Origin of the sequence: Streptomyces rishiriensis (assembly GCF_003112535.1) — a bacterium.
Lineage (GTDB): Bacteria > Actinomycetota > Actinomycetes > Streptomycetales > Streptomycetaceae > Streptomyces > Streptomyces rishiriensis.
Window position 1 is genome coordinate 17,000 of sequence record NZ_BEWA01000033.1, and the last position, 24,714, is coordinate 41,713.

Consider the following 24,714-nt stretch of genomic DNA (forward strand, 5'->3'; position numbering starts at 1 on the left):
TCAGTTTCCTTCCCCGCGCAGCGGGTTGGGCAGCAGCGTCCACTGGTCCCCGGGCGTCCCCGGCGACAACCGCATCAGCGTCAGCGCCTTCGCCGGCAGCGGCTCCTCGCACAGGGCCGCCAGGTCCGGGGTGCGCGGGAGGTCCCGTACCGCCGCCTCCAGGGCCGCCCGCAGGGCCGGGCGGCCGCCCGCCGCCCCGGCCAGCGCGCCGGCCACCAGCGAGCCGAACAGCTTGCGCCGCAGCGCCGTCGTGTCGTCCGTGCGGATCCGGGCGGGCAGGCCCTCCGGCAGCCCGACGCCGTGCCGGGCCAGCCGGGCCGGACTGACGCGGATGTCGGCCAGGTCGCGGTAGACCAGCCGCAACGGGGCCCCCGACGCCGACAGCACGACCAGCAGGTTCTGACCGTGCGCCTCCAGCGCCACGCCCAGCTCCAGCAGCCGCAGTCCCACGCCGAGCGCCAGCCGCGCGAACTGCGCGAGCCAGAGCGGGGACCGAGGCAGCCCCGTCACGTCGAGGGCGGCTACCGGCACGACGTGCTCGCCCGGCGCCCCGTACACGTCCGGCGTCTCGCGCAGCACCGCCGCCAGGTCGGGGGAGTGGGCGGTGGCCGCGCCCAGGCTGCGGGTCAGGTGCAGCAGGCCGTCCGTGTGCGGCGTCAGGCTCTGCGCGAAATCGGACAGAGCCGCCGAGGCGGCGACGGAGGCGACGGAGATGTCCCGCACCGACGACGTCAGCCGGGTGCTCAGCGCCGTCTTGACGTGCGGGCCGCCGGGCAGGGCGAGCGTGCGCAGCGACATCAGCGGATGCGCCGTCACGCCCTGCGCGCAGGAGCGCTTCAGTACGTGCGCCGCCTGCCACGGATGCACCGGGATCATCAGCCGTGTCCCGTCCCTCAGGTGCTCGGGCCATTCGCCCGACACCAGGCACTCGCCGGCCGGCACGGGCAGCAGGCCCAGCCGCACGGCCGGCCGGTGCTCCGGCCCGTACGCCAGCTGTTCGGCGACCGAGAAGCCCGGCCGGGAACGGCAGTTGGGGTGGTAGGGATGGCCGTCGACGACCCGCTGCTCCCACTCCCAGTCCCGCACCGGCCACTGCTTCGGATCGGTCGAGGGGGCGCTGAGGGGGTCCTGCCCGGCCCGGGACAGCGCCGACGAGGCGACGCTGTGGGCGAGCTCGGCGGCGAAGTCCGCACCGTGCGGGACGGCCAGCGCCGCCATCAGGCGGGCGGGGTCGTCGTACGCCGTCCCGTCCAGCCACACCCGCGTCACCTGGTCGGCGCTCGCGTACGGGTCCGAGCGCGGGCCGCGCAGACGGCGGCCGTCGCGCAGCCGGAGCGTCAGCTCCCCCCGCCGCTGCGCGCCGGACCCCCCGCCCGGCTCCCCGCCCGGCTCCTCGCGGCGGTCGATCCAGGGCAGCGGCTCATGGGCGAGCCCCCGCCACAGCCGGGTCAGCACGCCCGCCCGCGCCCCCGGCAGCGCGGCCGCGAACCGCGGGCCGAGAGCGGGGCGCACGACGGCCAGTTCCTCGGCCAGCTCGGCCTCGGCGGTGGGGGGACGATGCACGGGTGGGCTCCTGGGGATACGGGTACGCGTCACGACAGGGGGCGCGACGACAGCGATACTGATCTTCTCCGCCCGGAAGAACCGTAGGGAACCAGGGAACCAGTGGATCGCGTGGACCTCATCCCCCCGCCCGCCCAGGCCGCACCGGCCGCCCAGGCCGAACCGCCCGTGGGGACCGCGTCGCGCGCCGGGGCGGCAGCGGGTGCCGCCGGCGTCGCCGAGTGCGCCGACGCCCTCGCGGCCGCGCCGCTGCTCAACTGTCTGCTGCGGGAGGTCGCCGAACCGCTGCCGCCGGCGCCCTCGGACGACGGCCGGTTCCGGCACCGGCTGCCCGGCGGCCGCCTGCTGCGGGTACGCGGGCGGCGCCGGCCCGCCGAGCCCGAGCTGCTCACGGCGGGGGCCTGGCGTCGCCTGAGCCACGCCGAGCTGGTCGAGCTGGTCGCCGAGACGCTGCAACGGCGCACCGGTGTGGCCAACGCCGGACTGCCCGCCGAGATGACCGACAGCAGGGAGGTGGTCGCCGCACTGCTCGCGGCACGCGCGGAGGCCACCCCGCCGGGCGGCGGCTATCTGCGCTCCGAGCAGTCGCTGCTCACCGGCCATCCCCACCACCCCGCGCCCAAGGCCCGCGGCGGCGGACCGGCCGCCGGCTGGCTGCCGTACGCCCCCGAGGCGCACGCCCGCTTCCCGCTCGTCCTGCTGGGCCTGCGCGAGGACACGGTCGTCGAGGAGGGGGACGTCTCGGCACTGGACGCCCTCGGCGCGGCCCCGCCCGGGTACCGGCTGCTGCCCGCCCACCCCTGGCAGCTCGATCTGGCCGGGCGGCGGCTCGCGCCCGCCTTCGCCGACGGCCGCCTGGTCCGGCTCGGCACGACCGGCTTCGCGGCCTGGCCGACGGCCGCCGTGCGCACCGTCTACGCGCCCGAGCGGGACCTGTGCCTGAAGTTCAGCCTCGACGTGCGCATCACCAACGACGTCCGCCGGCTGTGGCGCCACGACCTGCTGCGCCTGCGCCGGACGGACGCGGCCGCGGCCCGTGCCTTCGAGGCGATCGACGGCCCGGCGGCCTGGCTGAGCGACCGCGGCTACCGCACCGCGGCCTTCGCCTTCGAGGAACTCGCCGTGCTGGTCCGCGACGGCCTGGACGCCCGTCTGACGCCCGGCGCGACCCCGCTGCTCGCGGCAGGCCTGGTGGAGGGCTTCGACGGCAGTCCGCTCGACGCCGTCCAGGATCCGGCCGCCTGGTGGGAGGCGTATCTGCGCGTGGTCGTGCCGCCCGCTCTCACGGCCTTCGCCGACCACGGCGTCGTCCTGGAGGCCCACCTGCAGAACACCCTGGTCGCGGTCGACGCGGACGGCATGCCCGTGCAGGCGCTGTTCCGGGACGCCGAGGGCGTCAAGCTGCTGCCGGACGTGGAGCGGGCGGCCGGCTGGGAGCGGCTGGTGTACTGCCTGGTCGTGAACCATCTGTGGGAGCTCGCCGGGGCCCTGGCCGAGCGGTGCCCCGGGTTCGACCCGTGGCCCGCGGTGCGCCGGGAGCTGGCCCGCCACGACCTCCCCGAGATCGCCGGGCTGCTGGCCTCGCCGACCCTGCCCGGCAAGACCAACCTGCTGCTGCGGTGGACGGGCGCGGACGGCGCCGACGCCCGCTACCTGCCGCTGCCCAGCCCGCTGGCCCCTCCCTGACGCGGACCGCCTCGGCCGACCAGGCCACGCGCTTGACTACTATGTTCACTTCAGGCCGGAGGCCGGAGGCACGGGGCGCGCCGTCCTCGCAGGACGCGGCTCAGAAGGGCTCCGTCCGGATCGCAGCACCTCGGAGGTGGCCGTGGAAGGTGAGGCTGACATGCGACAGGGCCCGCGGACGTGCTGAGGACGGTCACGGCGACCCGCTATGTCGAGCCCCTGCGCTCGGGCGGGTCCGTGCCGGCGGTCGTCGAGGCCGACGACCTGGGCACCTACGTCGTGAAGTTCACCGGTTCCGCGCAGGGCCGCAAGGCGCTGGTCGCCGAGGTCGTCGTGGGCGAGCTGGCCCGCGCCCTCGGCCTCAGGTTCCCCGAGCTGGTGTTCGTGCACTTCGACCCCGCCGTCGCCGAGGCCGAGCCCCACCAGGAGGTGCGCGACCTGCACGGCGCGAGCGCGGGACTCAACCTCGGCATGGACTTCCTGCCGGGCGCGAAGGACTTCACCCCGGAAGTCGCCGGCGGCTTTCCCGTGGACCCGCTGGAGGCCGGCCGGATCGTCTGGCTCGACGCCCTCACCGTGAACGTGGACCGCACGGTCCACAGCTCGAACCTGATGATCTGGCCCACGTTCGGGACCGCGCCGACGCGTCTGTGGCTGATCGACCACGGCGCGGCCCTCGTCTTCCACCACCGCTGGGACACGACCGCGCCCGAGAAGTCCTACGACTTCCGGCACCACGCCCTCGGCTCGTACGCCCCCGACGTGCGGGCCGCCGACGCGGAACTGGCCGGCCGGGTGACGCGCGAGCTGCTGCGGGAGATCACGGCGGTCGTCCCGGACGACTGGCTGGCCGGCGAGGAGGGGTTCGCGAGCCCGGACGACGTCCGCCAGGCGTACGTCGACCACCTCCACGCGCGCGTGCGCGCCTCGGCGGCCTGGCTGCCCACCGACTTCCCCACCCGGGACGAGCTCGCCGCGGAGGAGGCCGTCCGGGCGGCGAGGACCCGGCGGGACCGGCCGGACTGGCTCAAGCGGGTTCCCGACCTGCACGGCAGACCGGCCGCGGAACAGGATTGGTCGGTGCACCTCGGATGAGCGACACGCAGCGCGTCGAGATCGAGTACTGCACCCAGTGCCGCTGGCTGCCGCGCGCCGCCTGGCTGGCGCAGGAACTGCTCACGACGTTCGAGTCCGAACTGAGCGAGCTGTCCCTGCGGCCGGGCACGGGCGGCGTCTTCGTCGTCCGCGTGGGCGACGAGGTGGTCTGGGACCGCCGCGAGCAGGGCTTCCCGGAGCCCACGGCCGTGAAGCGGGCCGTGCGCGACCGAGTGGCCCCGGGCAGGTCCCTGGGCCACTCGGAGCGTCCTGGATCCTGACGCCGGCGCGGCTCAGCCCCTGAGCTGCTCGTAGGCCGGCAGGGTGAGGAAGTCCGCGTAGTCCTCGTCGAGGGCGACCGTCAGCAGCAGGTCGTGGGCCTGCTGCCAGTGGCCTGCCGCGAAGGCCTCCGCGCCGATCTCCTCGCGGATCGCGGCCAGTTCCCGGGCCGCGACCTCGCGGGCCAGCTCCGGCGTGGCCTTCACCGTGCTTCCCTCGTGCGCGAACTCGACGCCGGCGTTGATCCACTGCCAGATCTGCGAGCGGGAGATCTCGGCGGTCGCCGCGTCCTCCATGAGATCGAAGATGGCGACCGCGCCCAGGCCGCGCAGCCAGGCCTCGATGTAACGGATGCCCACCTGCACGGCGTTGACCAGGCCCGCGTAGGTCGGCCGGGCGTCCAGGGAGTCGACGGCGATCAGGTCGGCCGCCTCGACGCGGACGTCCTCGCGCAGCCGGTCCTTCTGGTGGGGTTTGTCGCCGAGGACCTTGTCGAAGGACTCCATGGCGATCGGCACCAGATCGGGGTGGGCCACCCAGGAGCCGTCGAATCCGTCGGCCGCCTCGCGGTCCTTGTCGGCGCGGACCTTCTCGAAGGCGGCCTTGTTGACCTCGGCGTCCCGGCGCGAGGGGATGAAGGCCGCCATGCCGCCGATCGCGTGCGCGCCGCGCTTGTGGCAGGTGCGCACGAGGAGTTCGGTGTACGCGCGCATGAACGGGGCGGTCATGGTGACCGCGTTGCGGTCCGGGAGGACGAACTTCGCCCCGCCGTCACGGAAGTTCTTCACGATGGAGAACAGGTAGTCCCAGCGGCCGGCGTTCAACCCCGAGGCGTGGTCGCGCAGTTCGTAGAGGATCTCCTCCATCTCGTACGCGGCGGTGATCGTCTCGATGAGGACGGTGGCGCGGACGGTGCCCTGCGGGATGCCGAGGTGGTCCTGCGCGAAGACGAACACGTCGTTCCAGAGGCGGGCCTCCAGGTGCGACTCGGTCTTCGGGAGGTAGAAGTACGGTCCCTTGCCGAGGTCGAGCAGACGCCGGGCGTTGTGGAAGAAGTACAGGCCGAAGTCGACGAAGGCGCCGGGGACCGCGACTCCGTCGGCGTCGACGAGATGCCGTTCGGCCAGGTGCCAGCCGCGCGGCCGCATGACGACCGTGGCGAGCTCGCCGTCGTCCTTCAGGGCGTACGACTTGCCGGACTTCGGGTCGGTGAAGTCGATGTCGCGGGTGAACGCGTCGGCCAGGTTGAGCTGCCCGACGACGACGTTCTCCCAGGTCGGCGCCGAGGCGTCCTCGAAGTCGGCGAGCCAGACCCTGGCGCCCGAGTTGAGGGCGTTGATCGTCATCTTGCGGTCGGTCGGGCCGGTGATCTCGACCCGGCGGTCGTCGAGGGCCGCGGGAGCCGGGGCCACCCGCCAGGAGTCGTCCGCGCGGATCGCGGCGGTCTCCGGGAGGAAGTCGAGTGTGCAGGTGCGGGCGATCTCGGCGCGCCGCACCGCACGCCGGGCCAGCAGCTCGTCACGGCGCGGGGTGAACCGCCGGTGCAGCTCGGCCACGAAGGCGAGCGCCGTCTCGGTGAGGACCTCCTCCTGCCGCGGCAGGGGCTCGGCGTCGACGATGGCCAGCGGGGACGGCGCTGGTGCGGACATGAGCGGTCACTTCCTTCAGCGTTGGCACCGGGTGCCAGTCGAACCGGGGAGGGCGGTCCGGGTCCTGGACGGGACCGGATCCTTCTGAACAGTGGATACTAGTTTCCTCATCGTGGAAGTTCAATGGTTTGTTGATGTCGAGATTCTCCGGGTCGAGGCAGGGTGGCGCTCAGTGCCAGGGCCCTCACTCGAGGTGCACGAGATCGTCGGGCGTGTCGATGTCGAACGGCCGGGCGACGTCCCCGCACTCGACGAGCGTGATCGCCTCCGCGTGCTCCTTCAGGTAGGCGCGTGCCCCCCGGTCGCCGGTCGCAGTCGCCGCCACGCCCGCCCAGTGGTCCGCCCCCAGCAGGACGGGATGGCCGCGCACGCCGTCGTACACGGCCGAGACCAGCGAGGACGCGTCCCCGCCGGCGGCGAGCACCCGGGCCACCGCCTCGGGCCCGATGCCGGGCTGGTCGACGAGACAGACCAGCGCGGCCCGCGCCCCCGTCCCGGCGAGCGAACCGAGCCCGGCCCGCAGCGACGTGCCCATGCCCGACTCCCACTCCGGGTTCCTCACGATCACGCACCCGGCGAGCCGCGCCCGCTCCTGTACGGCGTCGGCGGCCGCGCCCAGCACCACGTGCACGCGTGCGCATCCCGCGGCGCGCAGCACCCCCACCGCGTGCTCCACCAGTGGCCGTCCCCGGTGCGCGAGCAGGGCCTTGGGCCGCCCGCCGAGGCGTCGGCCGCCGCCCGCGGCGAGCAGCAGCCCGACGACCTGGTCCCCGCCCCGCGCTTCCTCGTCCGTCATGCGTCCTGCATACCTGACGGGACGTCGGCCGCGCGGCCTCCCAGGGCTGAATTTCCGTACGCGCTGTGGCGCACCCGGCGTCGGGTGGCGTTTACTGACCCGCGCGTCGTCCGGCGCCGACGGCCGTCACGGGGGCGCGGGGCGGGACGAGGCGGGCGTCCACGCGCGCGTGCGCGTGAGGGGGGAGAGCGGTGTTGCGGAGCTTGGGACACAGGACGGTGACCGGCGGCGACGAGGATCAGAGGGTGGCGGAACTGCGGGCCGCGGTGTCCCGGCTGCGCCGTGAACTCGCCGCGCACCCGGCCGAGTTCCCCGACCGGGTCATCGCCGAGGACGAACTCGCCGCCCTTGCCGCGATGGCGGCCCACGGCGTCCCGGAGGTCCCTCGCCTACGGCGCTCCCTGCTGGTGATCGCGGGCGCCATCGGCTCGGTGAGCGCGCTGGCCAGGGGTCTGTCGGACGTGCGTGGCGCGGTGGAGCTGTTCGGGGAACCGCCCCGGCGCTGAAACGCCCGGCGTTGAAACGCCCGGCGCTGAACCGTGCTCGCCCGGAGGCCGCTCGGACGGACCGTCAGGAACCCGGCGGGGTCCGCGCGTTCACGGGTTCCGCGCCTTCTGGGCTCCATGCCTTCGGGGGTGCTGCACGTCCTGCGCGTCCTACGGGTTCGGCGTCCCCGTCCCCTGGTTGGCGAGGGCCTGGGACAGTTCCACCGCCACCTGCTGCAGCACCGGCACGATCCTCTCCGTGGCCGACTCCGTGACGCGGCCCGCCGGCCCGGAGATGGAGACCGCCGCCGCCGTGGGGGAGTCCGGCACGGACACCGCCAGGCAGCGGACGCCGATCTCCTGCTCGTTGTCGTCGACCGCGTATCCGGCCTGCCGCACGTCCGCGAGCGCGGCGAGGAAGCCGTCGGGGGTGGTGATGGTCTTCTCCGTCGCGGCGGGCATGCCGGTGCGGGCGAGCAGGGCGCGTACCTCGTGGTCCGGGAAGCCCGCGAGGAGGGCCTTGCCGACGCCGGTGGAGTGCGGCAGGACGCGCCGGCCGACCTCGGTGAACATCCGCATCGAGTGCTTGGACGGCACCTGCGCCACGTACACGATCTCGTCGCCGTCGAGCAGCGCCATGTTCGCGGTCTCGCCGGTCTCCTCGACGAGGCGGGCCAGGTAGGGGCGGGCCCAGGTGCCCAGCAGCCGGGACGCGGACTCGCCGAGCCGGATCAGCCTCGGGCCCAGCGCGTAGCGGCGGTTCGTCTGCTGGCGGACGTAACCGCAGGCCACCAGGGTGCGCATCAGACGGTGGATGGTGGGCAGCGGGAGGCCGCTGGTCGCGGACAGCTCGCTCAGGCCGACCTCGCCGCCCGCGTCCGCCATCCGCTCCAGCAGATCGAAGGCCCGCTCGAGGGACTGGACGCCTCCGCCGGCGGACTTGGCGGAGTCGGTGGTGCTGGCGCTGGACGTCGGCACGGGCGCGTTCCTTTCGAAACCGGCGGGAAGAGCTGAAGCCTACCGGGGGGTCGGTTGACTCCCCGCTGGTGCGTGGCTACCTTCTGCCTGTCGGAATAGTAATTCCGTCTTGTGGAAACATCCAGAGCGGCGGCGCGGGGTGCACTGTGGAGGAGTGTGCCCTTGACGGCGTGCGGGCGGGAGTGAAGACTCCTTCAACAGAACGTTGAATTCCGTGCAGTGGAAGTCGACGGCGGCAGAGAGGGGTCCCGGTGTCCGAGGTGTCCGAGGTGCCTGAGGCGCCCGAGGTGTCCGCGGCTGAACTGGTGCTGCGCTCGACGCGCGTCGTCACCCCCGAGGGGACGCGTCCCGCCGCGGTGGCGGTCGCCGGCGGCACGATCACGGCCGTTCTGCCCCACGACGCCCCCGTTCCCCGGGGCGCCCGCGTGGCGGACTTCGGCGACGACGTCCTGCTGCCCGGCCTGGTCGACACCCACGTGCACGTCAACGACCCCGGCCGCACCCACTGGGAGGGCTTCTGGACCGCCACCCGCGCGGCGGCGGCGGGCGGCGTCACCACCCTCGTCGACATGCCCCTCAACTCGCTCCCGCCGACCACGACGGTCGACCACCTCCGCGTCAAGCAGCGGGTCGCGGCCGACAAGGCGCACATCGACGTCGGCTTCTGGGGCGGCGCGCTGCCCGACAACGTCAAGGACCTGCGGCCGCTGCACGACAGCGGCGTCTTCGGCTTCAAGGCGTTCCTCTCCCCGTCGGGCGTGGACGAGTTCCCGCACCTCGACCAGGACGCTCTCGCCCGGTCCCTCGCCGAGATCGCCGGGTTCGACGGGCTGCTGATCGTGCACGCCGAGGACCCGCACCACCTCGCCGCCGCCCCGCAGCAGGCCGGCCCCCGGTACGCGGACTTCCTGGCCAGCCGCCCGCGCGACGCCGAGGACACCGCCATCGCCCAGCTCATCGCCCAGGCCCGGCGGCTGAACGCGCGCGTGCACGTGCTGCACCTCTCCTCCGCCGACGCGCTGCCGCTGATCGCCGCCGCCAAGGCCGACGGCGTGCGCATCACCGTCGAGACCTGCCCGCACTACCTCACCCTCACGGCCGAGGAAGTCCCCGACGGCGCCAGCGAGTTCAAGTGCTGCCCGCCCATCCGCGAGGCCGCCAACCAGGACCTGCTCTGGCAGGCCCTCGCCGACGGCACGATCGACTGCGTGGTCACCGACCACTCCCCGTCCACGGCCGACCTGAAGACGGCCGACTTCGCGACGGCGTGGGGCGGCATCTCCGGCCTGCAGCTCAGCCTGGCGGCCGTGTGGACCGAGGCGCGCAGGCGCGGCCACGGCCTGGACGACGTCGTGCGCTGGATGTCCGCCCGCACCGCCGCCCTGGCCGGACTCTCCCGCAAGGGCGGGATCGAGGCGGGCCGCGACGCCGACTTCGCCGTCCTCGCCCCCGACGAGTCCTTCACCGTCGACCCGGCCGCCCTCCAGCACCGCAACCCGGTCACGGCGTACGCCGGCCGGACCCTCTACGGCGTCGTCAAGTCCACCTGGCTGCGCGGCGAACGCATCGTCGCCGACGGCGAGTTCACCGCACCGAAGGGCCGCCTCCTCACCCGCACCCGCTGACGCCGCCCACCGCGACGTCCCCCACCCGTGCCCGCACCGGCCGACCTCCGAAAGGCAGACCTGATCACCGTGACGGCGATACAGAGCTTCACCGGCGACGCGAACCCCTACGGCGGCGGCGACCCGTACGCGGACTACCGCACCGCCGACTTCCCCTTCGCCCGCCACACCGACCTCGCCGACCGGCGGCTCGGCGCCGCGGTCGTCGCCGCCAACGACGAGTTCTTCGCCCAGCGGGAGAACCTGCTGCTGCCCGGCCCCGCCGTGTTCGACCCGGAGCACTTCGGGCACAAGGGCAAGGTCATGGACGGCTGGGAGACGCGCCGCAGGCGCGGCGTCGGCGCCGACCATCCGTGGCCCGCCCCCGAGGACCACGACTGGGCGCTCGTCCGCCTCGGTGCGCCCGGGGTGATCCGGGGCATCGTCGTCGACACGGCCCACTTCCGCGGCAACTACCCGCAGGCGGTGTCGGTCGAGGGCGCCCGGCTGCCCGGCTCACCGTCCCCGCGGGACCTCCTCGGCGACGACGTGAAGTGGACGACGCTCGTCCCGCGCACGCCCGTCGGCGGCCACGCGGCGAACGGGTTCCCGGTGACGGTGGAGCAGTGCTTCACGCACCTGCGGGTCAACCAGCATCCCGACGGCGGCATCGCCCGGCTGCGCGTGCACGGCGAGATCGTCCCCGACCCCGGGTGGCTGGCGGTCCTCGGCGCCTTCGACGTCGTCGCCCTGGAGAACGGGGGCCGCGCGGAGGACGCGTCCAACCTCTTCTACTCGCCCGCCTCGAACACCATCCAGCCGGGCCGCTCCCAGAAGATGGACGACGGCTGGGAGACCCGTCGCCGGCGCGACCAGGGCAACGACTGGATCCGCTACCGCCTGACGGCCCAGGCGCAGATCCGCGCACTCGAGATCGACACGGCGTACCTCAAGGGCAACAGCGCCGGCTGGGCCTCGGTCTCGGTCCGGGACGGCGAGGACGGCGAGTGGACGCAGATCCTCCCGCGCACCCGCCTGCAGCCCGACACCAACCACCGCTTCGTCCTGCCGTCCCCCGCCGTCGGCACCCACGCGCGCCTGGACATCTACCCCGACGGCGGCATCTCCCGGCTGCGCCTGTTCGGCTCCCTCACCGAGGCGGGCACGGCGGCCCTGACCGCCCGCCACCAGGAACTGGGTGGCTGAACAGGCCTCCGCCACCCCCGCACGCCCGCCGGGGCCCGGGACGTTCACGAGCGAACCCGACGGCGGTCCCCTGCGCCGCCCGGTCGGCCCCTGCGCCGCCCACGGCCGAGACCCGCGACGGGCCGCCCCTCCGGGCCCGTCGACCCGGGCTCCTCGACGTCGGATGCGGCCCGGCAGCCCGGGCCGACCTCGGGGCGGCGGCCACCCGGCTCTCACGCCGCGTGGCCGCCGTCCACGGCGAACTCGGCTCCGGTGACGTAGGCGGCGGTCGCCAGGTGGGCGACGGTCGCCGCCACCTCCTCGGCCGTCCCGAAGCGGCCGAGTGCGGTCATCGACGCCTGGCCGGCCGCGTAGGGGCCGGTCGCCGGGTTCATGTCCGTGTCGATCGGGCCGGGGTGGACCAGGTTCGCGGTGATGCCGCGCGGTCCCAGCTCCCTGGCGAGGGCCTTGGTCAACCCGATCAGGGCCGCCTTGCTCATCGCGTAGAGGGCGCCGCCCGGACCGGGCACCCGCTGGGTCATACAGGTGCCGACGGTGATGATCCGGCCGCCCGCGGTCATCCGCGCTGCGGCCGCCTGCGAGGCCAGGAACACACCGCGCACGTTCACGGCCAGCACCCGGTCGACGTCGGCCGGGGCGAACTGCTCCAGCGGGCCGAGGACGCCGATGCCCGCGTTGTTCACCAGCACGTCGAGGCCGCCCAGCGCCCGTGCCGCGCGCTCCACCGCCCCGGCGGCCCCGGCCGGGTCCCCCGCGTCCGCGCGCAGCGCCTGCGCCCGCCGCCCCAGGGCCCGCACGGCCCGTACGACCTCCTCGGCCGCCTCCGCGCCGTTCACGTACGTCACCGCCACGTCCGCGCCTCCCGGGCGAGCCGCAGGGCCGTCGCCGCTCCGATGCCCCGGCTGCCGCCGGTCACCAGGGCGGCCTTGCCGTGCAGCGTGCCGTGGGCCGCGTTCGCGGCGCCGGTGGTCTCCATGGATCCGTTCTTCGTCATGGGTCCATCCCAGCGCCCGGAGCCCCGGGGCACCGGCGGTGAACGGACGTCGAGTTCGCGCGGGGTGCGGAACTCTTTTCTCCGCCTCCCGCGTTCTTCCTCTGTGACCCTTCAGCAAGAGATCGTCGGCAACGCCATGCAGATGGCGGTCGTCAGCCTGCAGCCCGGCCAGACCGTGTACTGCGAGGCCGGAAAGTTCCTGTTCAAGACGGTCAACGTGACCATGGAGACCCGTCTGGGCGGCCCGTCGGGCGGCGGCGGTCAGCGGCCGCAGGGCGGGGGCACCGGGAGCGGCGGCATGGGCGGCATGCTGCGCCAGGCGATGGGCACCGCCATGCAGGTCGGCCAGCGCGCCCTGGCCGGCGAGTCGCTGGCGTTCCAGTACTTCACCGCCCAGGGCGGCGAGGGCACGGTCGGCTTCGCGGGCGTGCTCCCCGGCGAGATGCGGGCGCTGGAGCTGGACGGCACACGCGCGTGGTTCGCCGAGAAGGACGCGTTCGTGGCCGCCGAGTCCACCGTCGACTTCGGCATCGCCTTCCAGGGCGGCCGCACCGGCATGAAGGGCGGCGAGGGCTTCGTCCTGGAGAAGTTCACCGGCCGCGGCACGGTGATCATCGCCGGCGCCGGCAACTTCATCGACCTGGACCCCTCCGACTTCGGCGGCCGCATCGAGGTCGACACCGGCTGCGTGGTCGCCTTCGAGGAAGGCATCCGGTACGGCGTCCAGCGCGTCGGCGGTCTCAACCGTCAGGGGATCATGAACGCGGTGTTCGGCGGCGAGGGCCTGTCGCTGGCGACGCTGGAGGGCAGCGGCCGCGTCATCCTGCAGTCCCTCACCATCGAGAGTCTCGCCAACGCGCTGAAGAAGGCCCAGGGCGGCGACAAACAGGGGCCGACGGGCGGACTGTTCTCCACCGACGCGGGCTGACCCGATGAGCTGCGGCTTCGGGCACGGCGACCGGAGCTTCCCGTACGCCGGCGAGGACGTCGGACGGCGTTCCGACGGACAGGACGACGGACGGGACGGCGGACTGGGCCGGACAGCGCGGGTTCGCGGTGTCCTCCGAGGGGGATGATGCCGGGCGTGACTTCAGAGACGGTCCGTCCCCGATGGTGGTTCGCCCTGCGCGGGTTCGTGTTCTTCCTGGTGGGCGGCGGCCTGGGCGCCTTCGCCTACGCGGCGGTCTCACACCGGCCGGACGGGGTGCCCTGGGCCTGGTTGTTGTTCGGGGCGCTGGTGTGCGCGACGCTCAGCGCGCTGTCTCCGAGGCGCCGTCGCTGAGCCGTGCGCCGTGCCGGTCCGGGCGCGCTCCAGACACGACAGGTCCTAGCCTCGCCGGCCGTGCGAGAGGTCCCTGACGAACACGATCCCGTCGTGCGCGTCGAGGTGGGCCGGGTCGAGGGGGGCGTAGCCGAACCAGGGGGAGACGCGGGCGGCGGGCGGCGGGTCGCCGAGCGAGGCGGCCAGCCGGGAGGCGTCGACCACACAGCGGTCCCGCTCCAGCGCGTACAGGCGGCCTTCGACGGTGTCCGGGGGCGGGGCGTCCACTCCGCGACCCCGGATCGTGCCGACGGCGGTCGTCAGGACGGCGTACTCCTCGCCGAGCCGGGCGCTCACCAGCGCGCCGGCACTCCACCACTCCACCGGCCCCTGCCACATCCGCATCGTGCTCTTCTCCCGCTGGAGGTGGGCGTTGTGGGCGTGGACGAGGACCGGACCCCGGGCGGCGAGGGCGAGGAGGTTGTCGGCCATCATCGCGTCGCGCAGCGCGCACAGCCGGGCCATGCGGGCGGGTGAGGCGTCGGCCATGGCGTGGTGGTAGCGCAGCAGCCCGGTCGCGGTGCGCCCGTACAGGCGCGCCCGGTCCCATTCGTCCCGCGAGGTCGCCGTGATCAGGTGGGGCGACTGCGTGTCGAGCAGGGCGGTCAGGTCGTCGGCGAGCAGCCGCAGCCGGCCGGCCTCGGCCGACGCCCCTGTCGACCGGGACGGGTCCGTCATCGCCGCGGGGTCGGTCCACCGCTCGTCGGCGCCCAGCAGACCGTCGAGCTCATGCGCCCCGCAGGGCAGCAGGTCCGCGTCCACCCGAGCCGCCAGCCAGCCGTGGAGCGCGGTCAGCGCCTGCCGGGGGCTCGCGGCGTGGGTGATCTCCAGCGGTCCGTCGAATCCGGCGAAGCGCAGCCGATCGGACGCGGGCCGGCCGTCGTTGTACCCCCGCATCCAGCGCACGAGCTCGCGGTTGGCCGCAGAAGCGCCCAGCCCCAGGTCGGGGTGGCTGAATCCGCGCTCCATGACCTCGTCGGGCGAGCCGGCACCCGAGGTGACCCAGTCGTCCACGACCAGGCCCTTCAGACAGTCGCTCTCGACCGCGATCGTCCGGTAGCCCTCCTCCTCGACGAGCCGGCGGAAGACGTCGTTGCGTACGTCGAGCAGCGTCTCCTCGCCGTGGGTCGGCTCGCCGAGGGCGAGCAGCCGCGGCCGCGCCGGGAACAGCCCCATGACGGCGGCGGCCTCCAGGGGCCGGGCGAGTTCCTGGATGTCGGCGAAGTCGGCGAAGTCGGCGAAGTCGGTGGAGTCCTCGGAGTCATTGGCCATGCGTAAAACGCTATCGTTGAAGTTTCGGTGGAAACTTTCCCGCGATTTCGGCAGGTCCATGGGATCAAAGCTTCAAACCGGCGAGCGGCTGCGGCCGATCGACCTGGCCCGCGCGCACGGTCTGTCCACGCAGGCCGTCAGGAACTACGAGGAGGCCGGCATCCTCCCGGCCGCAGGGCGCACGCCCCACGGCTATCGCACCTACACCTCGCTGCACGCGGGAGCGCTGCGCGCTTTCGTGGCCCTGGTTCCTGGTCATGGTCACCGGACGGCGACGGCCGTCATGCGGGCGGTCAACGACGGCGCCGTCGACGAGGCGCTGCGGCTCGTCGACGACAGCCACGTCCAGCTCCTGGACGACCGGCGGACCCTGGAGGCGGTGGAGCGGGCCCTGCGCGGCCTGGAGCCGGGCGCCGGAGCCGAGGCGGCGGACGAGCGCGCGGGGGCCGCCGACGGCTCGGCGGCCGCCGGCAGGTTCATCGGGCGGCTGGCGGCCGAGCTGGGAATCCGGCCCGCGACGCTGCGCGCCTGGGAACGTGCAGGGCTGGTGCGCCCGCGCCGCGACGCACGGACCGGCTACCGGGTCTACGACGAGGCCGACGCACGGGACGCCCGGCTGGCCCATCAGCTCAGGCGGGGCGGCTACCTCCTCGAGCAGATCGCCCCGCTGATCGTCCGGGTGCGGGAGGCCGGCGGGACGGAGCCGCTGGAGGCCGCCCTGCTCGGCTGGCGGGCCCGGGTGTCCGCCAGGGGCCGGGCGATGCTGTCCGGGGCGGCCGAGCTGGAGGCGTACCTCCGCGAGCGCGGATGAGGAACCCGCCCGCCGGCATCACGTCCGGTCCCGGCGGTCCGCTCGGGGCGTCCTGCTTCCGGTCCGGCGGTCCGGCGGGCCGCTCGGGCCGGAAGTAGGACGCCCCTGCGACTTCGGTCGCTCCTCGCGTCCCTTCGGTAGGCGATCGCGTCCACAGGGAGGTGACGTGATCGCGCGGTGCGTAGATTTGTCGGCCATGAGGGCTGACGACGAAGCGGCACAGGCGGTGCCCTGGTTCACGGGACGCCGGTGGCTGCTGCCGTCCGCCCTGGTCGCCGGGCTGGACCCGGACGCCGAGCACCCCGGGCGGCCGCACCGGCGCACCGCACGCGACTGGGCCGTGGACACCTGCTGCTTCCTGCTGGCGGTGGCGGTCGGACTGGCGGTGGCGGACTCGTTCCCCGCGGAACGCGACCTCTCGGGCGCCTTCGCCGTGGCGGACGAGGCGCTGGGCGTCCTCGCCTGCGCGGCCGTCTGGCTGCGCCGCCGGTGGCCGTCGGCCCTGGCGGTCACGATGGTCCCCCTCGGCTTCCTGTCGACGACCTCGTCCGGCGCGTGCATGGTCGCCCTCTTCACCCTCGCGGTGCACCGGCCGTTCCGGTACATCGCCTGGGTCGGCGGCGCCGAGATCGTCCTCATCCCGCTCCTCGCCTGGGCACGCCCGGACCCCACGCTCGCCTACGTGCCGTCGGTGGCGTGGAGCGTGCTGTTCACCGTCACCGCCATCGGCTGGGGCATGTTCGTCCGCTCGAAGCGGCAGTTGCTCCTGAGCCTGCGCGACCGGGCCCGGCGCGCCGAGACGGAGGCCCGGCTGCGCGCCGAGCGGGCACAGCGGCTGGCCCGCGAGGCCATGGCTCGCGAGATGCACGACGTGCTCGCCCACCGGCTCACCCTGCTCAGCGTGCACGCCGGCGCACTGGAGTTCCGTCCCGACGCGCCCCGCGAGGAGATCGCGCGGGCGGCCGGCGTCATCCGCGAGAGCGCCCACGAGGCCCTGCAGGACCTGCGGGAGATCATCGGCGTCCTGCGGGCCGGCGAACCCGACGACACGGGACGCCCCCAGCCGACGCTCGCCGCCCTGGACGCGCTGGTCGCCGAGTCCCGCGAGGCCGGCATGAAGGTCACCCTCGACCAGCGGGTCGCCGACGCCGGGGCCGTCCCCGCCTCCGTCGGCCGCACCGCCTACCGCATCGCCCAGGAGGGCCTCACGAACGCCCGCAAGCACGCCCCCGGCGCGGAGGCCGCCGTCACCGTGACCGGCGGTCCCGGCGAGGGCCTCGTCGTGACCGTGCGCAACCCGGCCCCCGAAGGCGACGTGCCGCCCGTCCCGGGCTCCGGGCAGGGACTGATCGGCCTGACCGAACGGGCCACGCTGGCCGGCGGACGCCTGGCGCACGGCCCGTCCCGGGACGGCGGGTTCGAAGTGCGCGCCTGGCTGCCGTGGGGGTGAACTTCCTTGCCCACCGCGGTGCTTGCAGGCCAGGGGGACGGCAACTCGCGGGCCGCAACCGTGATTACGTAGCCCCATGACTGCGATCCGGCTTCTCCTCGTCGACGACGACCCGCTCGTGCGGGCCGGTCTGGCCTTCATGATGGGGGGCGCCGACGACATCGAGATCGTCGGCGAGGCCGCCGACGGAGGCGAGGTCGAGGAGCTCGTGGGGCGCACCCGCCCCGACGTCGTGCTGATGGACATCCGCATGCCGGCCGTGGACGGCATCACCGCCACGGAACGACTGCGTGCCGCCCCGGACGCCCCGCAGGTCGTGGTGCTCACCACCTTCCACGCCGACGAACAGGTGCTGCGGGCACTGCGCGCGGGCGCGTCCGGGTTCGTCCTCAAGGACACCCCGCCCGCCGAGATCCTCGACGCGGTGCGGCGGGTGGCGGCCGGTGACCCGGTCCTGTCGCCCGCGGTCACCCGGCAGCTCATGGCTCACGCGGCGGGCACGACCGCCGACACCCGGGGCGCCCACGCGCGCGTGCGGCTCGCGGCCCTGGGCGAGCGCGAGCGGGAGGTGGCCGTCGCGGTGGGCCGCGGTCTGTCCAACGCGGACATCGCCGCCGAGCTGTTCATGAGCGTCGCCACCGTGAAGGCGCACGTCTCCAGGGCGCTGGCCAAGCTCGACCTCAACAACCGGGTGCAGATCGCGCTGTTGGTCTACGACGCCGGTCTCCTCGACGAGGGGGCGAACGGCCCGACGGGCGAGGAGCGCACGCGCGGCGGACACTAGGCGGACCGGCCGCTCCTCGTACGAGCCCCGGCACCGGGAGGGCCGCGGAGAACGCCGGAGCGCGCCCCCCGTTCACGCCGAGCCGCCGGCCGCCCCTCCCGGTCGGCCGAGCTGCCGCGCTGCCGGGCCGCCCGCGCTGCCGGGCCCCCGCGCTGCCGGGCCCCCGCGCTCCCGGGGCCACCCGCGCTGCGGGTCGTCGGCCGCCGGACGCCGAGCGCGGACCGCCGCACTGCCGGGTTGCCGGGCCGCCCGCGCCGTCAGGTCGCCGGGCTGCGGGTCACCGGCCGCCGCACCCCCGAGCCGCCGAGCTGCCGGGTCGCGGGGTCAGCGAGCCGCCGCGCCACTCGCGTCGCCGCGCCGCCGGAGCCCTGGCTGCCGCGCCACTTGCGTCGCCGCGCCGCCGGAGCACTGGCCGCCGCGCCGCCGCGCCGTCGGGGCGCCGGGGTCACCGGCGGGGTGCGGCCGTCGCGCAACGGAAGCGGTGCCGGTCGATCGGCCGTCTTCGAGGCGGGCTCGCTCACCCCGCCGTCGACGTCGCCGGGATCTCCGCGAGGGCGACCGCCCTGCGCTCGTGCCGGGACACCTCGCACGCCTCCGCGATCCGCAGGGCGTGCAAGGCCTCGCGACCGTCGCAGGGGTTGGCGCGCGTACCCCTGACGACGTCCACGAAGGCGTTCAGCTCCGCCTCGTACGCCGGCCCGAAGCGTTCCAGGAACCCCGACCACGGCTTGTCCGCGGCCGGCGGTCCCGTGGGCTCGGTGGACGCGATCGGGGTGCGGTCGTCCAGACCCACGACGATCTGGTCGAGCTCTCCGGCCAGTTCCATCCGGACGTCGTAGCCCGCGCCGTTCAGCCGTGTCGCCGTCGCTGTGGCGAGCGCGCCGTCGTCGAGGGTGAGCAGCACGGCCGCCGTGTCCACGTCACCAGCCTCGCGGAACATCGCCGGCCCGGCGTCGGACCCGGCGGCGTAGACGTCGACCACGTCCCGCCCGGTCACCCAGCGCAGGCAGTCGAAGTCGTGGATGAGCGCGTCCCGGTAGATCCCGCCGGACACCGGCAGCCAGGCGGCCGACGGCGCCGACTCGTCGGACGTCAGCGCCCGGATCGTGTGCAGCCGTCCGAGCCGGCCCGAGCGCACCGCCTCCCGGGCGCCTGCGTACCCCGCGTCGAAGCGGCGCTGGAAGCCCATCTGAAGGATCGTTCCGGCGGACTCGACCTCGGCGATCGCCTGTAAGGTCCCCGCCAGGTCGAGGGCGATCGGCTTCTCGCAGAAGACCGGCAGGCCCGAGCGTGCTGCCCGACCGATCAGTTCGGCGTGGGCCGAGGTCGCCGTCGTGATCACCACGGCGTCCACGCCCCACCGGAAGATCTCGTCGACCCCGGGAGCGGCCGTCTCGCCCAGACGCAGCGCGAGCTCCTGAGCCCGCGCGTGATTCGCGTCCGTCAGGATGAGGGATCCGACCTCGCGGTGACGGCTGAGTGTGTTCGCATGAATGGTGCCTATGCGGCCCGTCCCGATGACCCCGATGCGCATGAGACCAAAGTGGCGTCGCAGGCCGCGCCCTGTCAATGCGTATGTCCGGACAACCGAACTACACAACTTCCCGTCAACCGGTCCCGGAGCTACGCTCGGGCCGTGCCGAAACCAGAAGTGGACCCGACCGTGCAGCTAGAACTGCGTGTGGACCGAACCTCCCCGGTGCCGTTGTACTTCCAGCTGGCGCAGCAGCTGGAGGCCGCGATCGAGCACGGAACGCTCACTCCGGGCAGCCTGCTGGGCAACGAGATCGAGCTGGCGGCACGGCTCGGCCTGTCCCGGCCGACCGTCCGCCAGGCGATCCAGTCGCTGGTCGACAAGGGACTGCTGGTGCGCCGCCGGGGCGTCGGCACGCAGGTCGTGCACAGCCAGGTCAAGCGGCCGCTGGAGCTGAGCAGCCTCTACGACGATCTGGAGGCGGCCGGTCAGCGGCCCGCGACGACGGTCCTGGTCAACACCGTGGTGCAGGCGTCCGCCGAGGTCGCGGCCGCGCTCGCGGTGGCCGAGGGCAGCGACGTCCACCGGGTGGAGCGGCTGAGGCTGGCGCACGGCGAGCCGATGGCCTACCTGTGCAACCACCTGCCGTCGGGGCTGCTCGACCTGGACACCGGCCAGCTGCAGGCGACGGGGCTGTACCGCCTGATGCGGTCGGCCGGCATCACCCTGCACAGCGCCCGGCAGTCGATCGGGGCGCGCGCCGCCACAGCCGACGAGGCCGAGCGGCTCGCCGAGGACGAGGGCGCCCCGCTGCTGACCATGCAGCGCACGACCTTCGACGACACGGGCCGCGCGGTCGAGTTCGGCGACCACATCTACCGGCCGACCCGCTACTCCTTCGAGTTCCAGCTGCTCGTGCGGCCCTGAGGACCCCTTCCGGCGGCCCCCGGGTTCCCCCGTCTGAGTCCTCTTGTCCTGACAATGTGACCGGATGTCCGGACAAGGTGAGCGGCAGGCGCTCCCCGGCCACGGACCGCGTGGTCCCTGTGTTCGATACTTGGGCGTTTGCGTCCGGTGAGCGGTCACCGGACGTGCGCGTACGGCGGAACACGGCAAGAAGGGCACGGCCTCGTGGCACGATTTCGGACCCGGGCAGGGATCGCGTTGGCGGGGGCACTCACCGTGTCCCTGGCCGGATGCAGCGCGACCGGCGGCAAACGCGCGGAGGACGCCCGAGAGGCAGCGGCCGCCCAGGGCAGGGCGGCGGTGACCACGCCCCGCTGGACGTTCGCGATGATCACGCACTCCGGCGACGGGGACACCTTCTGGGACATCGTCCAGAGCGGCGCCGAGCAGGCGGCCCGCAAGGACAACATCGACTTCCTGTACTCCCATGACGACGAGGGGCAGCAGCAGGCCCAGCTCGTCGACGCGGCGGTGGACAAGAAGGTCGACGCGATCATCGTCACGCTGGCCAAGCCCGACGCGATGAAGGCCGCGCTCGCACGCGCCGCGAAGGCCGGCATCCCCGTGATCACGGTGAACTCGGGCTCCGCCGAGTCCAAGGCGTTCGGCGCGCTCGCCCACATCGGACAGGACGAGGCGATCGCCGGCCGGGCGGTCGGCGAGGAGCTCGACGAGCGGGGCCGCAGGAAGGCGATCTGCGTTCTGCACGAGCAGGGCAACGTCGGCCACGAGCAACGCTGCGCGGGCGTGGCGAAGACGTTCGCGGGCCGCGTCGAGAACCTCTACGTCAACGGCGCGAACATGTCCGACGTGCAGTCCGCGATCGAGGCCAAGCTCCAGGCCGACCCCTCGATCGACTCGGTCGTCACCCTGGGCGCCCCGTACGCCGACGCCGCCGTGCAGGCGAGGCGTGGCGCGGGCAGCAAGGCGGAGATCGACACCTTCGACCTCAACGCCAAGGTCGCCGCGGGACTGCGGAAGGGCGACCTCGGCTTCGCCGTGGACCAGCAGCCGTATCTCCAGGGCTACCAGGCCGTCGACCTGCTGTGGCTGTACAAGTACAACGGCGACGTCCTCGGCGGCGGCGAGCCGGTGCTGACCGGTCCGCAGATCGTCACCAAGGACCAGGCGGCGGCGCTGGCGGCCTACACCGAGCGGGGCACCCGATGAGCGCGATGCCCCACGGCCCGGTTGATGAAAGGTTTCTTCAGGTCTCGCCGCTGCGCAGACTGGCGGCCCGCCCGGAACTGGGCTCGGTCGTCGGCGCGATCGCGGTCTTCGTCGTCTTCGCCCTGGCCGCCGACGGCTTCCTGCGCGCCGGCAGCCTCGGCACCGTTCTCTACGCGTCCTCGACCATCGGGATCATGGCCGTCCCGGTCGCGCTGTTGATGATCGGCGGCGAGTTCGACCTCTCGGCCGGCGTCATGGTCACGTCCTCGGCGCTGATCTCGTCGATGTTCAGCTACCAGGCGACCGCGAACGTCTGGGTGGGAGTCGGGGTCTCGCTGCTGGTCACCCTCGCCGTGGGCGCCTTCAACGGCTTCGTGCTCACCCGCACCCGGCTGCCCAGCTTCATCGTCACGCTGGGCACCTTCCTGATGCTCACCGGCATGAACCTCGGCTTCACCAAGCTCGTCGACGGCACGGTGTCGACGAAGACCGTCGCCGACATGGAGGGCTTCCCCTCCGCCCACGACGTGTTCGCCTCGACCCTGACGATCGGCGGACTCGACCTCAAGATCACCGTCGTGTGGTGGCTCGTGCTGGTCGCGCTCGCCTCCTGGATCCTGCTGCGCACCCGCGCCGGCAACTGGATCTTCGCGGTGGGCGGCGACAAGGACGCGGCGCGCGCGGTCGGCGTCCCCGTCACCAGGACGACCGTCGGCCTGTACACGGGCGTCGCCCTCGGCGCCTGGATCTCGGGCCAGCACCTGCTCTTCTCCTACGACGTCGTCCAGTCCGGCGAGGGCGTCGGCAACGAGCTGATCTACATCATCGCGGCCGTCATCGGCGGCTGTCTGATCACCGGCGGCTACGGCAGCGCGGTCGGCTCGGCGGTCGGCGCGCTCATCTTCGGCATGACGAGCAAGGGCATCGTCTTCGCCGAGTGGAACCCCGACTGGTTCAAGTTCTTCCTCGGAGCGATGCTGCTCCTCGCGACCCTGCTCAACGCCTGGGTCCGCAAGCGCGCGGAGGCCACGAAGTGACACTCGTCGAGCTGACCGACGTCAGCAAGCGATACGGCGCCGCCCGCGCGCTCGAAGGGGTCTGTCTGGAGGTCCACGCGGGCGCTGTCACCTGCGTGCTCGGCGACAACGGCGCGGGCAAGTCGACCCTGATCAAGATCATCTCCGGGCTGCACCAGCATGACGGCGGCGTCCTGCGTCTGGACGGCGAGGAGACGAGACTGTCGTCCCCGCGCGAGGCCCTGGACCGGGGCATCGCCACGGTCCACCAGAACCTGGCGGTCGTCCCGCTGATGCCGGTGTGGCGCAACTTCTTCCTGGGGTCGGAGCCGAGGAAGGGCGTCGGCCCCTTCAAGCGCCTCGACGTCGACCTCATGCGCCGCACCACCCGCGCCGAGCTGCTCCGCATGGGCATCGACCTGCGTGACGTCGACCAGCCCATCGGCACTCTCTCGGGCGGCGAGCGGCAGTGTGTCGCCATCGCGCGGGCCGTGTACTTCGGCGCGAAGGTCCTCGTCCTGGACGAACCCACCGCGGCGCTCGGCGTCAAGCAGTCCGGCATGGTCCTCAAGTACGTGGCCGCGGCCCGCGACAAGGGCCTCGGCGTCGTGCTGATCACGCACAACCCGCACCACGCCCACCTGGTGGGGGACCGGTTCGTGCTGCTGAAAAGAGGCATGATGGTGGGGACCCACACGCGGGACTCCATCACCCTGGAGGAACTGACGCGGCAGATGGCGGGCGGCAACGAGCTCGACGACCTGCGGCACGAGCTGGAACGGACCGGCTGACGATCTGCGGCACGAGCCGGAACGGACCGGCTGACGATCTGCGGCACGAGCCGGAACGGACCGGCCGGGGACACGGGCGGCGTGGGCGTGGGCTTCGTCGCGTGCGCGCCGCCCCGCTCGGCACCCGGCACGACGGTGAGGCAGAATCGGCGGCGATGAGCACCTACGGCAACTTCAGCGCCCCCATCGGCTCCCGCCGCGCCCCCGCACTACGCACGGTGGGCACGAGGGAGCGCCGCTCGCACCTCACCGCGCCCCGTGTGCCGACCGTCGGCATCGACATCGGCGGCACCAAGGTGATGGCGGGCGTCGTCGACGCCGACGGCAACATCCTGGAGAAGCTCCGCACCGAGACCCCGGACAAGTCCAAGAGCCCGAAGGTCGTCGAGGACACCATCGCCGAACTCGTCCTGGACCTGTCCGACCGGCACGACGTGCACGCCGTGGGCATCGGAGCGGCCGGCTGGGTCGACGCCGACCGCAACCGCGTCCTGTTCGCGCCCCACCTGTCCTGGCGCAACGAGCCGCTGCGCGACCGGCTCTCCGGCCGCCTGTCGGTGCCCGTCCTGGTGGACAACGACGCCAACACCGCCGCCTGGGCCGAGTGGCGCTTCGGCGCGGGCCGCGGCGAGGACCACCTCGTCATGATCACCCTCGGCACCGGCATCGGCGGCGCCATCCTGGAGGACGGCCAGGTCAAGCGCGGCAAGTACGGCGTCGCCGGTGAGTTCGGCCATATGCAGGTCGTGCCCGGCGGCCACCGCTGCCCGTGCGGCAACCGCGGCTGCTGGGAGCAGTACAGCTCCGGCAACGCGCTGGTCAGGGAGGCCCGCGAACTGGCCGCCGCCGACTCCCCGGTGGCGTACGGGATCATCGAGCACGTCAAGGGCAACATCGGCGACATCACCGGCCCGATGATCACCGAGCTGGCCCGCGACGGCGACGCCATGTGCATCGAGCTGCTGCAGGACATCGGGCAGTGGCTCGGCGTCGGCATCGCCAACCTGGCCGCCGCGCTCGACCCGTCCTGCTTCGTGATCGGCGGCGGTGTCTCGGCCGCCGACGACCTGCTGATCAGCCCCGCGCGCGACGCCTTCAAGCGCCAGCTCACCGGCCGCGGCTACCGTCCCGAGGCCCGGATCGTGCGCGCCCAGCTCGGCCCCGAGGCCGGCATGGTCGGGGCCGCCGACCTGGCCCGCCTGGTCGCCCGCCGGTTCCGCCGCGCCAAGCGCCGCCGGGTGGAGCGCTTCGAGCGCTTCGAACGGTTCACCGAGGCGGCCCGCCGCACCCAGGACACGGCCTGACCGCCCTGTCGCCCCGCCCC

General features: G+C 73.7%; 22 protein-coding genes and 1 pseudogene. 16 read left to right on the forward strand and 7 right to left on the reverse strand.

All coding sequences use genetic code 11. The annotated features are described in order from the left end of the window. The gene (locus Sri02f_RS38655) at positions 1–1,563 is read right to left on the reverse strand and encodes an IucA/IucC family protein (RefSeq protein ID WP_109005979.1); all 1,563 of its coding nucleotides are present in this window, start codon (positions 1,561–1,563) and stop codon (positions 1–3) included. A 102-nt stretch (positions 1,564–1,665) separates the two neighbouring features. Here Sri02f_RS38655 and Sri02f_RS38660 point away from each other — a divergent pair, with 102 nt between their 5' ends. From Sri02f_RS38660 to Sri02f_RS38670, 3 genes are all read left to right on the forward strand, one after another. Beyond that, a complete protein-coding gene (locus Sri02f_RS38660) occupies positions 1,666–3,249 on the forward strand; it encodes an IucA/IucC family protein (RefSeq protein ID WP_174855792.1) in 1,584 nt (527 codons plus the stop codon). 180 nt (positions 3,250–3,429) lie between these two features. Next, entirely contained in the window at positions 3,430–4,344 is a 915-nt protein-coding gene (locus Sri02f_RS38665) for a HipA family kinase (protein WP_109005980.1), read from the forward strand. Beyond that, positions 4,341–4,625 (forward strand): Rdx family protein, encoded by a 285-nt coding sequence (locus tag Sri02f_RS38670; protein ID WP_109005981.1) that lies wholly within the window; start codon positions 4,341–4,343, stop codon positions 4,623–4,625. The genes Sri02f_RS38665 and Sri02f_RS38670 overlap by 4 nt, the downstream gene beginning before the upstream one ends. Before the next feature lie 12 nt (positions 4,626–4,637). On the opposite strand, the gene aceB is transcribed toward Sri02f_RS38670, so the two are convergent. Both aceB and Sri02f_RS38680 read right to left on the reverse strand, forming a co-directional pair. Continuing rightward, complete coding sequence (gene aceB / locus Sri02f_RS38675; RefSeq protein ID WP_109005982.1) at positions 4,638–6,272, reverse strand: malate synthase A; 1,635 nt, start codon at positions 6,270–6,272, stop codon at positions 4,638–4,640. Positions 6,273–6,456: 184 nt separating this feature from the next. Then, on the reverse strand, positions 6,457–7,068 hold the full coding sequence (locus Sri02f_RS38680; protein ID WP_109005983.1) for a nucleotidyltransferase family protein: 612 nt from the start codon (positions 7,066–7,068) through the stop codon (positions 6,457–6,459). A gap of 191 nt (positions 7,069–7,259) precedes the next feature. On the opposite strand from Sri02f_RS38680, the gene Sri02f_RS38685 reads away from it, so the two are divergent. Further along, entirely contained in the window at positions 7,260–7,574 is a 315-nt protein-coding gene (locus tag Sri02f_RS38685; RefSeq protein ID WP_109005984.1) for a DUF5955 family protein, read from the forward strand. Between the two features lie 150 nt (positions 7,575–7,724). On the opposite strand, the gene Sri02f_RS38690 is transcribed toward Sri02f_RS38685, so the two are convergent. Then, positions 7,725–8,531 carry an IclR family transcriptional regulator gene (locus Sri02f_RS38690; RefSeq protein WP_109005985.1) on the reverse strand — a complete coding sequence of 269 codons (807 nt, stop codon included), beginning with the start codon at positions 8,529–8,531 and terminating at the stop codon, positions 7,725–7,727. 287 nt (positions 8,532–8,818) lie between these two features. Here Sri02f_RS38690 and allB point away from each other — a divergent pair, with 287 nt between their 5' ends. Next, complete coding sequence (allB, locus tag Sri02f_RS38695; protein ID WP_109006016.1) at positions 8,819–10,156, forward strand: allantoinase AllB; 1,338 nt, start codon at positions 8,819–8,821, stop codon at positions 10,154–10,156. A gap of 69 nt (positions 10,157–10,225) precedes the next feature. Beyond that, positions 10,226–11,341 carry an allantoicase gene (gene alc / locus Sri02f_RS38700; protein WP_109006017.1) on the forward strand — a complete coding sequence of 372 codons (1,116 nt, stop codon included), beginning with the start codon at positions 10,226–10,228 and terminating at the stop codon, positions 11,339–11,341. A 212-nt stretch (positions 11,342–11,553) separates the two neighbouring features. Here the strand turns inward: alc and Sri02f_RS38705 are convergent. Beyond that, positions 11,554–12,317, reverse strand: a pseudogene (locus tag Sri02f_RS38705) (SDR family oxidoreductase). Between the two features lie 121 nt (positions 12,318–12,438). Between Sri02f_RS38705 and Sri02f_RS38710 the strand changes: the two are divergent. Next, positions 12,439–13,263 (forward strand): AIM24 family protein, encoded by an 825-nt coding sequence (locus Sri02f_RS38710; protein WP_109005986.1) that lies wholly within the window; start codon positions 12,439–12,441, stop codon positions 13,261–13,263. Between the two features lie 156 nt (positions 13,264–13,419). Next, positions 13,420–13,617, forward strand: coding sequence for a hypothetical protein (locus tag Sri02f_RS38715; protein ID WP_159106859.1), 198 nt, complete (start codon positions 13,420–13,422; stop codon positions 13,615–13,617). 45 nt (positions 13,618–13,662) lie between these two features. Here Sri02f_RS38715 and Sri02f_RS38720 read toward each other — a convergent pair whose 3' ends face one another. Continuing rightward, entirely contained in the window at positions 13,663–14,928 is a 1,266-nt protein-coding gene (locus Sri02f_RS38720; RefSeq protein WP_245970990.1) for an erythromycin esterase family protein, read from the reverse strand. A 58-nt stretch (positions 14,929–14,986) separates the two neighbouring features. On the opposite strand from Sri02f_RS38720, the gene Sri02f_RS38725 reads away from it, so the two are divergent. The 3 genes from Sri02f_RS38725 (at position 14,987) to Sri02f_RS38735 (ending at position 17,973) form a co-directional block, all read left to right on the forward strand. Then, on the forward strand, positions 14,987–15,739 hold the full coding sequence (locus Sri02f_RS38725) for a MerR family DNA-binding transcriptional regulator (protein ID WP_109005989.1): 753 nt from the start codon (positions 14,987–14,989) through the stop codon (positions 15,737–15,739). 196 nt (positions 15,740–15,935) lie between these two features. Beyond that, complete coding sequence (locus tag Sri02f_RS38730) at positions 15,936–17,189, forward strand: sensor histidine kinase (protein WP_109005990.1); 1,254 nt, start codon at positions 15,936–15,938, stop codon at positions 17,187–17,189. Positions 17,190–17,265: 76 nt separating this feature from the next. Next, positions 17,266–17,973 carry a response regulator gene (locus tag Sri02f_RS38735; protein ID WP_109005991.1) on the forward strand — a complete coding sequence of 236 codons (708 nt, stop codon included), beginning with the start codon at positions 17,266–17,268 and terminating at the stop codon, positions 17,971–17,973. A 517-nt stretch (positions 17,974–18,490) separates the two neighbouring features. Here Sri02f_RS38735 and Sri02f_RS38740 read toward each other — a convergent pair. Beyond that, positions 18,491–19,507 (reverse strand): Gfo/Idh/MocA family protein, encoded by a 1,017-nt coding sequence (locus Sri02f_RS38740; protein WP_109005992.1) that lies wholly within the window; start codon positions 19,505–19,507, stop codon positions 18,491–18,493. Positions 19,508–19,636: 129 nt separating this feature from the next. On the opposite strand from Sri02f_RS38740, the gene Sri02f_RS38745 reads away from it, so the two are divergent. The 5 genes from Sri02f_RS38745 to Sri02f_RS38765 all read left to right on the forward strand — a co-directional run bounded on the left by Sri02f_RS38745 (position 19,637) and on the right by Sri02f_RS38765 (position 24,694). Next, positions 19,637–20,374 carry a GntR family transcriptional regulator gene (locus Sri02f_RS38745; RefSeq protein ID WP_174855794.1) on the forward strand — a complete coding sequence of 246 codons (738 nt, stop codon included), beginning with the start codon at positions 19,637–19,639 and terminating at the stop codon, positions 20,372–20,374. Positions 20,375–20,578: 204 nt separating this feature from the next. Next, entirely contained in the window at positions 20,579–21,583 is a 1,005-nt protein-coding gene (locus tag Sri02f_RS38750; RefSeq protein ID WP_109005994.1) for a sugar ABC transporter substrate-binding protein, read from the forward strand. Then, on the forward strand, positions 21,580–22,620 hold the full coding sequence (locus Sri02f_RS38755; protein WP_109005995.1) for an ABC transporter permease: 1,041 nt from the start codon (positions 21,580–21,582) through the stop codon (positions 22,618–22,620). The genes Sri02f_RS38750 and Sri02f_RS38755 overlap by 4 nt, the downstream gene beginning before the upstream one ends. Continuing rightward, a complete protein-coding gene (locus Sri02f_RS38760) occupies positions 22,617–23,390 on the forward strand; it encodes an ATP-binding cassette domain-containing protein (RefSeq protein WP_109005996.1) in 774 nt (257 codons plus the stop codon). Before Sri02f_RS38755 ends, Sri02f_RS38760 begins: the two co-directional genes overlap by 4 nt. Before the next feature lie 155 nt (positions 23,391–23,545). Next, on the forward strand, positions 23,546–24,694 hold the full coding sequence (locus Sri02f_RS38765) for an ROK family glucokinase (protein ID WP_069773009.1): 1,149 nt from the start codon (positions 23,546–23,548) through the stop codon (positions 24,692–24,694). Positions 24,695–24,714: the final 20 nt, after the last annotated feature.